Below are 14,087 nucleotides of genomic sequence, written 5' to 3' on the forward strand. Positions count from 1 at the left end.
CTCAGGACCGCCCCGTCAGCCCGAATACCACCGAGACCAGCACCACCCCGACCGCCGCGACGTCGGCGGCATGGGCCGAGACCGAGGGAGCGGGCAACCGCAACGCCCGCGACACCAGCGCCGACCCGGCCGACGCCGACAGCCCGGGCAGCAGCGCTGGCAACCGGTCGGCCGCGCCCCGACGGACCAGCGCGGGCTCGGCGACACCTAGCAACCCCGCCGCCCGCGCTCCCAGCGCCCAGCCCACCGACGGCGGCGCTGCGACGAGAACCTGGCGCAGCCCGGCAGCGGACCCGGCCAGGGCCGCCCGCACCGAAGCCGCCAGCACAAGATCGACCGAAAGATCTTCGACGGCCGGTCGCGCGGCGCCGACCTGCCCGGTCAACACGTCGACCCGGTCTGCCCACGGGCAGGAGCCCGAGACGACCACCGACGCCGCCGAGGCGAACACGCCGACCGACGCGAGGTAGCGGTCGAGTTCCTCGCCGGCCCGACCCAGAGCGCCGGCCGCCGCGTCGAGGTGCGACGTCGCCGAGGCCAGCAACGGCGCTGCCGAGGAGGCCGCCGACGATTCGAGCGTCGCCGCCAGCAGCGCGGTCGCCTCGCGCAGCCGCCCGGTCGCCACCGACACCTCGGCCACCGGGAGGTCGGAACGCACCGTCTCCACCCGGGACGCCAGCGCGTGCAGGAGGCTCACAGGGCCGCGGCGTAGGTCTGTGCCTGCTCCATCGCGCCCAGCGTGGCGGTCATGCAGTCGTCGAGTTCGGTCGCCGCCTGCGCGAGCGCCGACCTGGCCGCCGCCACCGACTCGTGCGCGCTGCCGTCGACCGCCGCCGCGAGGCTGGCCTGTGCGGCGTCGAGCTTGTCGTTGGCCGCGCGGACGGCCTCCTGGCCCTCCTGGACATGCGCCATCGCGACGTCGATAGCGGCCTTGACCTCGGCAACGCTCGCCACGGTTCCCCCTCAACTGGCCGATAACGCTACGTTATCGCCGGAATGCGAGAGGTGAGCGCGACGCGCCGTCAGGCCATGGCACGCCGGCGTTTGCGGGCGCCCCGCCGCCGCAGCGCCCAGACGAAAAGCACGACCAACCCGACCAGGAACACCACGATCAGCACCGGGAGTACGAGCGCCACGAGCGACATCGCCACGCTCGCGATGTCTTCCAGCGTGCTCACGATCGGTGCGCCGAAGCCGGCCGTGCCGACGTTGATCACCGGCCGCGCGGTCGCCTTGATGCCGTGCACGCCGAGTGCCAGCAGCACCCCGACGGCGACCGGCACCCACTGGTGTGACCCGAAGAAGCTGCCCGGGTCGGACACGGTCGTGGAGGAGGACGTGCCGGCGCCGAACGCGAGACCGCCCGCGGTCGGCCGGACCACCGTCTGCACGATGTCGTTGGCCGAGTCGAGGACGGGCACCTTGTCGGCGACGACCTCGATCGCGAGCAGCACGCCGAGGATCAGGATCACCCAGCCGTTGCCGAGCCAGCCCCAGCCGGCGGGCAGCGCCACGATGTCGGTGTAGCGGGACAGCACCCCGATGGCGAGCAGCGGGATGTAGGCGTTGAGGCCGGCCGAGGTCGCGAGGCCCGCGCCGGTGAGGGCTTCCAGCACGACCTCAGCATGGCAGCACCAAGCCACCCGCATAGGGTGGTGCGGTGCGCCTCGTGATCGCTCGCTGCTCCGTCGACTATGTCGGTCGGCTCTCGGCCCACCTGCCCCCGGCCACCCGGCTGCTGATGGTCAAGGCCGACGGGTCCGTCTCGGTGCATGCCGACGACCGCGCCTACAAGCCGCTCAACTGGATGAGCCCGCCGTGCCGGATCAAAGAGGAGCCCGGCGTCTGGCGGGTGGTCAACAAGGCCGGCGAGGAACTGCGGATCACCCTGGAGGAGATCTTCCAGGACACGTCGTACGAGCTGGGTGTCGACCCTGGCCTGGTCAAAGACGGTGTCGAGGCGCACCTCCAGGAGTTGCTGGCCGCCAACCCGACCACGTTCGGCGAGGGCTACACGCTGGTCCGGCGCGAATACATGACCGCGATCGGCCCGGTCGACCTGCTCTGCCGCGACGCGGCCGGCGGGAGTGTCGCCGTCGAGGTGAAGCGGCGTGGCGAGATCGACGGGGTCGAGCAGCTCACCCGCTACCTCGAACTGATGAACCGCGACCCGCTGCTCGCCCCGGTCGCGGGCATCTTCGCCGCGCAGGAGATCAAACCGCAGGCGCGGGTGCTCGCCGAGGACCGCGGCATCCGGTGCGTCGTCGTCGACTACGACAAGCTGCGCGGCATCGTGCGCGACGAGCTGACATTGTTCTGACTTCCGCCCGTCCGCGCCTGATGACAGGCTGTACGCGTGGACGACGTCGAGATCGGACGGTTCGTGCGGTCAGCGACCGCCGTACACCGTGCTGGTCGGGATTTTCGAGATGCGCTGGCGGCGGGTGAGGGGCACGACGACGCTGCCGAGCGGCTGGCTCGTTCGATCGAGAGTGGACTGGCCGACCTGCGGCGCACGGAGACGGGTTATTTCGAGGCCGAGGCGCGCGAGGCGGCGCCCGAAGACCCCGAGACCCTGCTCGCTGTCGTCGCCGGCCAGCTCCGGCTCGGCGAGGTGGCGCTGGCCGCCGGGGGAGCGCAGGCCGAGGTCCTCGACACCGCCCTGGCCGACCTGCGCCGCACCACGCTCACCCTCGAGCAGCCAGAGCAGGCCCGCGCGTTCGCGGCCGACCGGATCGTCTCCCACGACCTGGCCGAAGCCGTCGCCACCCTGCGGGCCCGGCTGGCCAGCACCCTCGACGCGATCGCGACCGGCACCGCCGACGTCGTCGCCGGCCCGCTGAAGAGCCTGGCCGGCAAGGCACCGGCGCAGGTCAAAGAGGCCTGGGAGAAGGTCAGCAAGCAGCTCTTCCTCGACAACATCGGCGGCCGCCTGGTCCGGCTCGGGCTGCGTGCGCTGTCCGCCGCCCTCGGCGCGCTGCACCGGCTGATCGACGCGAGCTGGCTGGAGACCGCCCGCGACCGGCTGGTCGCGCTGGCCGACCGGGCCGGCGAAACCGGCGCCGGCGCGGCGCTGCTCGGCGGCATGATCGGCTCCGAGCGGGCCCGGGTCGAGGCCGACGGCCTGCTGGCGGCCGACGGGCTCAACCTCAGCCGGCTCGACGGCGGCACCGAGGCGCTCGGCGCGCTGGCCGACCGCTTCGACGGCGTGATCAGCAAGCTGGCCATCGCGCAGGCGGCGGTCGGCGGGATCTTCGTGGTGCAGGGGCACCTGGGCCTGGCCGTGCCCTGGCTGCCGCTGGCGCTGCTCGGCGCCGAGTTGCTGATCGGCGCGGTCGCGGTGGTGCTGGCGATCGACTACATCGACACGACCGTCAACGTCGGCCGGGTCCGCGGCGCCCGGTTGATCCTCCTGGACGCCGCGCGGACCGCATGACCAGCCCGTGGTTCGCGACCCAGGTCCGGCAGGAGATCACCGAGCTGGAGCAGGTCAACGAGGCGCTGCGGCAGGAGGAGCGGCTGGGCACCACGACCGCGGCCGTCCGCGACGACTTCACTCTGCTGCTCCGCGACCGCATCCGCGACCTGCACGACCTGCTGACCGCTGGCGACGACTGGGCCGGGCTCGACCTGCTCCGCACCCGCCGGATCGCACCCGTGAAGGCCGCCGCGCTGGCCCTGCTCGAGGGCATCCTGCTGCGCGCCCACCCGTTCTACCGCGGCATCACCGTCGCCGCCGAGGCGCTGCTCGACGCGCTGGTCGACGCCAGCGGGGTCGGCCGGGGCGTGCTGCTCTCGGTCGCCGACGGCGAGCGCTTCGAGCGGATGGCGGGCATGGTCCGGATGCGCTTCCCCGACGTCGGCGTCTGGGGCCTGCCGATCCTGGTGCACGAGTTGGGCCACCTGGTCGCCGACGCGCTGCCGGAGCCGGGCGACCGCAACGCCCGGCCGGTGCTGATCCACCTCGACCGGGAAGACGACCGGCTGCTCGGTGAGCTGTTCGCCGATGTGTTCGCGACCTACGCGCTCGGTGCGGCATATCCTTGCGCGGTCATGACGCTGCGGGCCCGGCCAGACCGGTTCGACGACGCGACACCCACGCATCCCTCCTGGGACCGGCGGGTGTGGACGATGGTGGCGGGCCTGCGCGAGATCGCCGAGCGGGCGCCTGACCCGCTCACCGCCGCCGGGCATCGCCGGGCGGCCGACCAGGTGGCGCAGCGCTGGTCCACGATGAACGGTCTCGCCACCGCGCCGCCTCCGCTGGCCCTGCGCCAGGCCCGCGACCTCGTCGACCTGCTCGACCGCAACGCACCGCAGCGGTTGCGGTTCGACCCGCTGGCCGGCCGCGACGCCCTGGTCGCCGGGCTCGAAGCGGGCTCGCCGCCGGCCCGCGAAGGCCCGGTCGCCGTGGTCGCCGCGGCCTGGCGCTGGCGGCTCGCCAACCCCGACGCCCCGCCCGCGCGGCTGGGCCGGGTCAGCGCGGCGGCGCTAAGTGCCCTCGACCCGGAAGGCGCTGCCGATGCCGCGGCTTGACCTCCTCGCCGTCCGCCTGGCCGACCTGCGTGAAGACGTCGGCAAGGTGAAGCGGGTCGCGAAGCTGGCGGAGAGCCGGCACAGCCGGCTCGACGGGCTGCGCAGCGTGCGCAAAGAGGTGCGCGACGGGCTCCTCGACGCCCGTCAAATGATCTTCGACTTCCGCCGCGGCGGCGACGCACCCGAGTTGGAGTTGCTCCTCGGCGACCTCGAACCGCTGCTGGCCGACCTCGAGCGCAAGGTCGCCCGGGCCGGTGTCGTGCTCGACCAACTCGACGGCTCGATGATCCGGCTGATGAACACCGACGACGTGAGCCGGCGCTGCGACGAGATCCTCCGCTCGATCGACACCGTCGAGGCCGACCTGCGCTCCGGCGCGCTCGATCGGCCGGCCGCCTGGTCGGCCCTCGACCAGCTCACCGACACCGACTGCCGGCGGCTCTTCGTCGACTACGTCGACATGCTGGGCGGGCTGACCCTGCGCGACACCGGGCTCGACGACCGGGTCAGCGAGCTGACCGACGGCCTGCTGGAAGAGTTGACCGCGCCGCTGCGCGCGGTGCCGGCCCGGCCCGCCGACCTGGCCGGCGGTGCGGCCGATTATTCGGCGGGCAGCCTGGTGATGCTCTGGTTCCCGGAGTGGACGATCTGGGACGTGCCGCTCTTCGGTCACGAGGCCGGCCTGGCCTGGCTGCGCTCGTCGCCGCTGGCCGACGGCCTGCTCGGGCCGGCGGCCGGCCCGGCCCGGCGCGGGCTGGTCGCCGACGCCTACGCCGCCTACGCGCTCGGCCCGGCGTACGCCTGCGCCGTGCTGTTGCTCCGGATGCGCCCCGGCGTCGCCGGCGAGCCGTCCGATGTGGAGCGTGCCTACGTCATCCTCGGCGTGCTGCGCGCGCTGACCGGCGACGGCATGTCGGCGGCCGTGGTCGACCTGGTCGCCGACTGCTGGCACGGCGCGGTCGAGGAACGTGGCGTGCCCGCCGTCGCCGACCCGGCCCGCCGCGCCGAGTTGGACTCCTTCGTCGCGGAGGCGTGCGCGACCCTGCGCAACATCACCTCGTTCCGCGGTTTCGACTCGGCACAGTGGGAGGTGGAGGCGACGGAGCCCTTCGCGGCCCTGACCGGCGAGTCGGGCAGCGCCCGCGGCGCGACCGTTCGTGGCCTGCTCAACGCGGCCTGGGCGGCGCGGATGTCGCTGTCCGACCCGCACGACGTGGCGGTCACCCAGGAGATCGCCGACGCCGCCCGGGCGCTGTGGGGCCCACGCCGGGCCCCGCTGCCCCGCGAGCGGCTCACCGGCCGGCCCACCCAAGGGCCGCAGACCACGACCCGGGCCGGCGGCTACGGCCTCCCGTTCCAGGGCCGGTGATCGCGATGACCACCGCACGCGAGGTGCTCACCGAGGCCCGCGACGCCTATTACGGCGGCGACCTCGCGCGGGCCCGGGAGCGCGCCGAGACCATCGCCGACCTGGCCGCCGACGACGCGACCCAGGCGGCCGCGCTGACCATCCTGGGCCTGTGCGCCGCGCGGGCCGACCGCGCCGGTGAAGGCCTGTTCATCGCGGCCGCGGAGCGGTTCGCCAGGGTGCCGGCAATCGACCGCGACCACGTCGGCGAATACGGCTGCGCGCTGGCCCTGGCCGGCCGGCCCGCCGACGCGGAGCCGTTGCTGCGCCGGGCGCTGGCGATCGGGGCCGGCTCCGCTGACGCCTGGCGCTGCATGGGCAACGTGCTCGTCGAGCGGGGCGACCTCGCCGCCGGCCGCCGCACGCTGAGCGCCGCACTGCGCGCGTTCCCGCAAGACTGGCTGATCGCGGTCGCGCTCGCCGAGGTGGTCTTCCTGACCTCCGCCGACCCGCGCGCCAGCGCCGACGCCTGGGCGGTGGCCGGCTCGCTGTGCGACAGCGCCGGCCAGGCGGAGGTGTCCTACAACGCCTACGGTCGGGCCGTCGAGCTCGCACCCGACGACGTCAACCTGCTGATGCAGAAGGCCGGCGCGTGCGCCGCGCTCGACGAGGTCGACGAGGTCCGCGCGCTCGTGGCGCGGGCGCAGGAGCTCGCGCCGACCGGGTTCGAGCTGGCGCCGCTGCTGGTCGTGCTCGGCAGCCAGCTCCTGACCGGCGCACACCAGGACGTCGCGGCCGACCTGCTGCACCGCGCCATCGCGGCGCAGCCCGAGCACGCCCGGGCGCACGCCGTCCTGGGCGAGCTGCACCGGGTGACCGGCGCGTTCGACCAGGCCATCGAGGCGCTCGACCGGGCGGTGGCGCTCGACCCCGACGACGCCTACGCCATCGGGACCCGGGGCCAGGTGCGCCTCGCCACGGAGCGCCACGACGACGCGATCGACGACCTGGAACGGGCGTCGGCGCTCCAGCCGGGCGCCGAGTGGATCCGTTACTCGGCCGGCGAGGCCTACTACGTCCGGGCCCGCGACGAGGATTTCGAGCGGGCGCTGGCCCACCTCGGCGTCGCGCACGAGCTGGATCCCACCAACGTCCGCACGCTGGCGCTCATCGGCTACGCACACTGGCACCGCCGCGGTGCCGACCCGGGCGCGATGCAGGCGGCCGAAGACGCGCTCCGCGAGGCCTACGGGATCCGGCCCGACGACCCCAACCTCTCCTACGACTTCGGCCTGGTGCTGTTCGACGCCGGCCGCTACGAGGAGGCGCTGGAGCGCGCCGAGCAGGCCTACGCGGAGCTGCCCGACGATCCCAACGTGCGGCTGCTGCGCGGCCAGGCGCTGCGGGCAACGGGCGAGTTCGAACGCGCCATCCCCGACCTGGAGGCCGCGGTGAGCGCGCTGCCGGAGCTGGGCGAGGCGCACGGCGCGCTCGGCGAGACCTACCGGGTGGTCGGCCGCAACGACGAGGCCCTGGTCGAGCTCGGCCGCGCCGCTTCCATCGACCCCGCCGACGGCTGGTCGCTGGCCAGCCTGGGCGCGACCCGGCAGGCCCTGGGCGACAGCCCGGCCGCCCTCGCCGACCTGCGCCGCTCGCTCGACCTGGGCGCGGAGCCCGGTTTCGCGGTCTGGTGGCTGTGTGAGGCGCTGAGCGCCACGGCCGACATCGAGGCCGTGGTCACCGAGGTCGCCGAGCAGGCGGCGCGCCACCCCGACAACGCCAAGGTCCAGGAGGTGTACGCCGACGTGCTCCAGAACGCCGGCCGGCACGCCGAGGCGGTCGAGGTGATCGAGCGCGCGCTGGCCGCCGAACCCAACCACGTCGGCCTGCTGCGTTCACTGGGCTGGGCGCAGTTCGCGCTGGGTGACCCGGCCCGAGCGACGGAGGCGCTGGAGCGGGCGGTCGAGGCGTGGCCGGACGCGACCACCATCACCGACCTGGCCACCATCCGGGCGCGCGGCGACGACGTGGGAGAAGCGCTGCGCACGATCGACCGGGGCCTGGCCGTGGAGCGCACCTCGGTGCTGCTCCGGCTGCGCTGTGACGTCTTCGCCGGGCTGGCCGACTGGCCCGCCGCACACGCCGCGGCGGTCGAGGCGGTGGCCGTCGAGCCGGTCGACGCCTACGCCTACTGGGGTCTCGGGCGGGCGCTGCGCTACCTCGGCCGGCTACCGGAGGCCCTCGAGGCGTTCCAGACCATGCGCGAGCGGGTGCCCGACAACCCGATGGGCCCGCAGGGCGCCGGCGACGTGCTGTGGTCGATCGGGCAGCGGGCCGAGGCGGCCCCGGCCTACCAGGAGGCGATCGACCTCTACGAGCGGTTCGGCGCCGACCAGTCGTGGTCGCGGCACGGCGTCGGCTGGTGCCAGCACCGGCTCGGCCGCTACGCCGAGGCGGCCGAGACCTACCAACTGGCGCTGCCGGCCAGCGACGAGCGCTCGCCGCTGCTGTTCGACATCGGGCTCAACCTGCTGGCGTCGGGCGAGACCGTGCGCGCCGCCGACGCGTACGCCCAAGGTTTCGGTGTTCTGCCCGCGGTGCCGCGGACCCGGGTGCTGGGCATGCTGGTGGCCGCCGACGAAGACCTGCGTGTCTCGGTCGCGGCCGGCATCATCGAAGACACGGCCCAGGTCACCGACGTGCGCGAGCGCCTGGCGAAGGAACTCGAAGCCCGGCGCTAGCTAGCGGCCGGGCCGGCCGTAGAGCATCTTGATCGCCTTGGTGATCCGGGCGACCTGGGCCGGCGTGCGCTCGAAGGTCATCGACTTGAGCGCCGACGGGCCGCGCCGGGTGGTGATCGCCTTCGCGCGGGAGAACTCGCGCAGGCCGTCGTCGCCGTGGGTGCGGCCGAAGCCGGAGTCGCCGACGCCGCCGAAAGGTAAGGACGACATCCCGATGAAAGTGATCACCGAGTTGACCGAGGCCATGCCGGTGCGCAACCGCCGGGCCGCGGCCACCGCGCGGCGCTTGCCGAAGACCGCGGCACCGAGCCCGTAGCTGGTGGCGTTGGTGAGCCGGACCGCCTCGTCGAGGTCGGCGACCTTGGTGATGGTCAGCGTCGGGCCGAACGTCTCCTCGCGCACGGCCGCCGAGTCTTCCGGCACGTCGACCAGGATCGTGGGCCGGACATAGGGCGGCTCGACCGCGTCGCGGCCGCCGAGCACGGCCCGGCCGCCGCGGGTGAGCGCGTCGTCGATGTGCCGGCGGATCACGTCGATCTGCTTGGGCATGGTGATCGGGCCGATGTCGAAGCCCTCGCCGTAGCCGACCTTGAGCGCCGACGCGCGGCGGACGACCTCGTCGACGAACCGGTCGTAGACCGGTGCGACCGCGTAGACGCGTTCGATCGCCAGGCAGGTCTGCCCGGCGTTGGTCAGCGCGCCCCAGACACACGCCTCGGCAGCGGCCGCGATGTCGGCGTCGTCGTCGACGATCAGCGCGTCCTTGCCACCGGCCTCGATCAGCACCGGGGTCAGCGTCTCGGCGCAGGCGGCCATGACCTTCTTGCCGGTGGCGGTCGAGCCGGTGAAGGCGACCTTGTCGACGCCGGCGTGGCAGAGCGCGGCGCCGACCTCGCCCATCCCCTGCACGACCTGGAAGACCGGCTGCTCGGGCACGATCTCGGCGAACGTGTCGGCGAGCCATTGCCCGACGGCCGGGGTGTATTCGCTGGGCTTGAACACGACCGTGTTGCCGGCCGCGAGCGCGTAGGCGACCGTGCCGAGCGGGGTGACCACCGGGTAGTTCCACGGCCCGATCACCCCGACCACGCCCATCGGCTGGTATTCGAGGTGTGCCGAGAACTCGGCGAGCGTCAGCCGGCCGCGCACCCGGCGGGGGCCGAGCACCCGCTTGGCGTTGCGGGCCGCCCAGTCGATGTGGTCGATCGCGGCCGCGGTCTCCACGATGGCCTCGGCGACGGGCTTGCCGCCCTCGCGGCTGACCAGGGCGGCGGCCTCTTCGACCCGCTGGGCGAGCAGCGCCCGCCAGCGCAGCAGCCGGGCCTTGCGGCCGGCGTGGCCCAGCGCGACCCACCACTGCGCCGCGTCTCGGGCGCGGGTCACGGCGCGCGCCACGTCGTCGGCGTCGGCGACCGGGAACCGGCCCACCTCTTCGCCGGTCGCGGGGTTGGTGGAGACCAGCGCGCCGTCTTCGACGACCGGAACGCCGGCAGCCCGAGTAGCCGTCATGCGGCGAAGCCTACTCGTGAGGGTTACTCGTGGGTAGGCACAGCGACCGTCGCTTCGTTGTGTGGCCGCCCCACACAGCGGGCCGGCGACCACGGCGGCAGGATGTGGTCTCATGGAACAGGTGCGCGTGCAGGCCCGCGGAATCGACCAGAACGTCCTCGTCGCCGGCCCGGCCGACGGGCCGCCGGTGCTGATGATCCACGGCAACTGCTCGTCCGCCGACTTCTGGCGGCCGCTGCTCGGCCACCTGCCACCCAACCTGCGGATCGTCGCGCCCGACCTGCGCGGCTACGGCGCGACCGACGCGGCGCCCGTCGACGCCACCCGCGGCCTGCGCGACTTCGCCGACGACGTGGCCGCCCTGCTCGACGCGCCGGAGTTGTTCCCGGCCGGCGCCAAGCCGCTGGTGGTCGCACACTCGATGGGCTGCGGCGTGGCCATGCAACTGCTCGTCGACCATCCCGACCGGGTCGGCGCGCTGCTGCTCGAGGCGCCGCTGTCGCCCTACGGTTTCGGTGGCACTCGCGACCTCGACGGCACCCCGACAACCGCCGACTTCGCCGGCACCGGCGCGGGCACCGCCAACCCGGACTTCGTCGCGCGGCTGGCGGCCAAGGACCGCGGCGGTGACGAGCCGACCAGCCCGCGCACCGTGATGCGCACCGCCTACGTGGCCGATCCGGCGTCGCTCGGCGACGACGAGGAGTTGCTGCTCGACACGGTGCTGTCGACGGTCATCGGCGACGACAACTACCCGGGCACTTCGGTGGCCAGCGCCAACTGGCCCGGCGTCGGGCCCGGCGACCGCGGGGTGCTCAACACCATGGCTCCCAACCACTTCCGGATCGCGGAAGCGCTCGTCGCCGTGCCGAACAAGCCACACATCACGTGGGTACGCGGTGACCGCGACGCGATCGTCTCCGACACCTCCCTGTTCGACCTGTCCTACCTCGGCTCGCTGGGTTTCGTGCCGGGCTGGCCCGGTGCGGAGGCGAGCCCGCCGCAGCCGATGGTCGGGCAGACCCGGGCGGTGTTCGACCGCTACGAAGCAGCCGGTGGCGGCTACCGCGAGGTCGTCTACGCGGGCTGCGGCCACTCGCCGCACCTCGAGCGGCCCGCCGAGTTCGTCGCCGAACTGCTCGACCTGGTCGGCCCCGCGTGACCGACCACCGCACCCAGACCGTCCCGGTCGACGGCGGCGAACTGACCGTCGGGGTGTGGGGCGACGAAGGGCCGCTGGTGGTGGCCGTGCACGGGATCACCTCCCACCACCTCGCCTGGGCGCTGGTCGGCGCCGACCTTGCCGCCGACCACCGGGTCGTCGCGCCCGACCTGCGCGGCCGGGGGCACAGCCGGGACCTGCCGGGGCCTTACGGCATGGCCCGGCACGCCGCCGACCTCGCCGCGGTCATCCAGGCCTACGGCGGCACGGCCACGGTCGTCGGCCACTCGATGGGCGGCTGGGCGGCGGTGGAACTGGCCCGCGCCTACCCGATGCTGGTCGATCGGTTGGTCCTGGTCGACGGCGGCCCGGCGCTGCCGGCACTGCCCGGTGTCACCGCCGACCCGACCGAAGACGAGATCACCGCGGTCATCGCGGAGACGATCGGCCACGCCTACCGGCGGCTGACCCTGACCTTCCCCGACCACGAGGCCTACCGGGCGACCTGGCGGGCCCACCCGTCGTTCGCCGACTGGACCGAGACCACGGCCGCCTACGCCGACTACGACCTGGTCGCGGTCGACGGCGGCTGGCAGCCGGCCTGCCGGTTGGCGGCGGCCCTGGAGGATGCCCGCGACCTCTACGCATGGCGCCCGGTCGCGCCGGAGCCGTTGCCGGTGCCGGCGGTGTTCCTGCGGGCCGAGCGCGGCATGTTCGACCAGCCCGAGGGAATGATCGCGCCCGGCGCGGCGACCCGGGCCTTCCCGGGCATCGCCGAGAGCGACGTGACCGGCACCAACCACTACACGATCGTGCTGGGCGCGAAGGGTGCCGCCGAGGTCGCCGGCGCGGTCCGACGGTTGTCCTGACCCGCCTTCCGGCGCCTGTCGGGCATGGCAGACTGGCCGTGACCTGATGGATCGTTAGGGGAGCGCTGCGTGTCGCGGGAGATCAACACCGTCGGAGTTGTCGGGCTCGGCACGATGGGCGCCGGAATCGTCGAGGTCTTCGCCCGCAGCGGCATCGACGTGGTCGCGGTGGAGATCACCGACGCGGCCCTGGAGCGGGGCCAGTCGACCATGGTCGGCTCGATCGACCGGGCCGTGGCGAAGGGCAAGCTCACCGCCGCCGAGCGCGACGAGATCTTCGCGCGGATCGGCTTCGCCGTCGGCCTCGGCGCCCTGCACGACGTCGACCTGGTGATCGAGGCGGTGCCCGAGCAGCTCGCGCTGAAGCAGGGGATCTTCGCCGAGCTCGACCGGGTCTGCAAGCCCGACGCGATCCTGGCCACCAACACCTCCTCGCTGTCGGTCACCGAGATCTCGGTCGCCACGACCCGGCCCAACGCGGTCATCGGCGTGCACTTCTTCAACCCGGCGCCGGTGATGAAGCTGGTCGAGATCGTGCGCACCGTGGTCACCGCCCCCGACGTGGTCGCCGACGTCGAGGCCCTGTGCGCCCGGCTCGGCAAGACCGACGTCACGATCAACGACCGGGCCGGCTTCATCGCCAACGCGCTGCTCTTCGGCTATCTCAACCAGGCCGTGTCGATGCTGGAGGCGCACTACGCGACCCGGGAAGACATCGACGCGGCGATGCGACTCGGCTGCGGGCTGCCGATGGGTCCGCTCGCGCTGATGGACCTGATCGGGATCGACACGGCGTACGAGATCCTCGACACGATGTATCGCCGGGGCGGCCGAGACCGCCGGCACGCGCCGGTGCCGTTGATCAAGCAGATGGTCACGGCCGGCCTGCTCGGCCGCAAGACCGGGCGGGGCTTCTACACCTACGAGGGGCCGGGCTCGCCCAAGGTCGTGCCCGACGAGCTGACCGCGCCAGCGTCGGCGGTCGCTCTGGAGGATAGCCGCGCGATCGCCACGATCGGCGTGGTCGGCTCGGGCACGATGGCGCCGGGGATCATCGAGGTGGTGGCCCGGGCCGGGTTCGACGTGGTCTCGGTCACCCGGGGCGCGGAGAAGTCGGCGGCGGTCGCCGGCACGGTCGAGGCTTCCCTGGCCAAGGCGGTCGCCCGGGGCAAGCTGACCGAGGCCGACCAGGCCGCCGCGCTGGCTCGGATCACGTGGTCGAGCCGGCTCGACGACCTCGACGATGTCGACCTGGTGATCGAGTCGGTGGTCGAGGAGATCTCGGTCAAGAAGGCGGTCTTCGCCGCCCTCGACGAGATCTGCAAGCCCGGCGTCGTGCTCGCCACGACCACCTCGTCGCTGCCGGTGATCGAGATCGCGATGGCCACCCAGCGCCCCGCCGACGTGATCGGCCTGCACCTCTTCAACCCGGCGCCGGTGATGAAGCTCGTCGAGATCGTGCGCACCATCCGCACCTCGCCGGAGACCACCGCGGCCGTGGCGGCCCTGGTCGAGGCGCTGGGCAAGACCGGGGTGCACTGCGCCGATCGGTCCGGCTTCATCGTCAACGCGCTGCTGTTCCCCTACCTCAACGACGCGGTCCGGATGCTCGAGGCGTCCTACGCGACCGCCGACGACATCGACCACGCGATGAAGCTCGGCTGCGGCTACCCGATGGGCCCGTTCGAGCTCCTCGACACCGTCGGCCTCGACGTGGCCCTGGCCATCCAGCGCGAGCTCTATCTGGAGCTGCGCGAGCCCGGCTTCGCCCCCGCGCCACTGCTGGAGCACCTGGTGACGGCGGGCTACGTGGGTCGCAAGGCAGGCCGTGGGTTCCGCGACCACACTCACTAATCTGGGTGTGTGAGTCCGCGTCGCAACCGACCCAAGCCCGATGACGGGCGGCCCCTCGACGACGAGGC

At 73.5% G+C, this 14,087-nt stretch carries 12 protein-coding genes; 8 read left to right on the forward strand and 4 right to left on the reverse strand.

The annotated features are described in order from the left end of the window. Position 1: 1 nt before the first annotated feature. The 3 genes from DFJ67_RS17760 to DFJ67_RS17770 form a co-directional block, all read right to left on the reverse strand. Entirely contained in the window at positions 2–697 is a 696-nt protein-coding gene (locus DFJ67_RS17760; RefSeq protein WP_116069007.1) for a hypothetical protein, read from the reverse strand. Next, entirely contained in the window at positions 694–954 is a 261-nt protein-coding gene (locus DFJ67_RS17765; protein WP_089246402.1) for a hypothetical protein, read from the reverse strand. The genes DFJ67_RS17760 and DFJ67_RS17765 overlap by 4 nt, the downstream gene beginning before the upstream one ends. A 68-nt stretch (positions 955–1,022) precedes the next feature. Further along, positions 1,023–1,616 (reverse strand): DUF4126 domain-containing protein, encoded by a 594-nt coding sequence (locus DFJ67_RS17770; RefSeq protein ID WP_116069008.1) that lies wholly within the window; start codon positions 1,614–1,616, stop codon positions 1,023–1,025. A 44-nt stretch (positions 1,617–1,660) separates the two neighbouring features. On the opposite strand from DFJ67_RS17770, the gene nucS reads away from it, so the two are divergent. Genes nucS through DFJ67_RS17795 form a run of 5 tightly spaced genes read left to right on the forward strand, consistent with a single transcriptional unit; the run spans position 1,661 to position 8,625 of the window. Beyond that, positions 1,661–2,320, forward strand: a complete 660-nt coding sequence (gene nucS / locus DFJ67_RS17775; RefSeq protein WP_116069009.1) for an endonuclease NucS — start codon at positions 1,661–1,663, stop codon at positions 2,318–2,320. A gap of 36 nt (positions 2,321–2,356) precedes the next feature. Continuing rightward, entirely contained in the window at positions 2,357–3,436 is a 1,080-nt protein-coding gene (locus DFJ67_RS17780) for a hypothetical protein (protein WP_116069010.1), read from the forward strand. After that, a complete protein-coding gene (locus DFJ67_RS17785; protein ID WP_116069011.1) occupies positions 3,433–4,536 on the forward strand; it encodes a hypothetical protein in 1,104 nt (367 codons plus the stop codon). The genes DFJ67_RS17780 and DFJ67_RS17785 overlap by 4 nt, the downstream gene beginning before the upstream one ends. Then, the gene (locus tag DFJ67_RS17790; protein ID WP_147315536.1) at positions 4,523–5,905 is read left to right on the forward strand and encodes a hypothetical protein; all 1,383 of its coding nucleotides are present in this window, start codon (positions 4,523–4,525) and stop codon (positions 5,903–5,905) included. The genes DFJ67_RS17785 and DFJ67_RS17790 overlap by 14 nt, the downstream gene beginning before the upstream one ends. A 5-nt stretch (positions 5,906–5,910) precedes the next feature. Then, positions 5,911–8,625 (forward strand): tetratricopeptide repeat protein, encoded by a 2,715-nt coding sequence (locus DFJ67_RS17795; RefSeq protein WP_116069013.1) that lies wholly within the window; start codon positions 5,911–5,913, stop codon positions 8,623–8,625. Here DFJ67_RS17795 and DFJ67_RS17800 read toward each other — a convergent pair whose 3' ends face one another. Further along, positions 8,626–10,134: an aldehyde dehydrogenase family protein gene (locus DFJ67_RS17800; RefSeq protein WP_116069014.1), complete on the reverse strand. Its 1,509-nt coding sequence runs from the start codon at positions 10,132–10,134 to the stop codon at positions 8,626–8,628. A gap of 112 nt (positions 10,135–10,246) precedes the next feature. Between DFJ67_RS17800 and DFJ67_RS17805 the strand changes: the two genes are divergently transcribed. From DFJ67_RS17805 to DFJ67_RS17815, 3 genes are all read left to right on the forward strand, one after another. Beyond that, positions 10,247–11,296, forward strand: coding sequence for an alpha/beta fold hydrolase (locus DFJ67_RS17805; protein WP_116069015.1), 1,050 nt, complete (start codon positions 10,247–10,249; stop codon positions 11,294–11,296). Next, positions 11,293–12,165, forward strand: a complete 873-nt coding sequence (locus tag DFJ67_RS17810; protein ID WP_170215901.1) for an alpha/beta fold hydrolase — start codon at positions 11,293–11,295, stop codon at positions 12,163–12,165. The genes DFJ67_RS17805 and DFJ67_RS17810 overlap by 4 nt, the downstream gene beginning before the upstream one ends. Positions 12,166–12,234: 69 nt before the next feature. Further along, a complete protein-coding gene (locus DFJ67_RS17815; RefSeq protein WP_116069017.1) occupies positions 12,235–14,019 on the forward strand; it encodes a 3-hydroxyacyl-CoA dehydrogenase family protein in 1,785 nt (594 codons plus the stop codon). The last annotated feature ends 68 nt before the right edge of the window (positions 14,020–14,087 follow it).

The sequence above is a fragment of the Asanoa ferruginea genome, from assembly GCF_003387075.1.
Classification (GTDB): Bacteria; Actinomycetota; Actinomycetes; order Mycobacteriales; family Micromonosporaceae; genus Asanoa; species Asanoa ferruginea.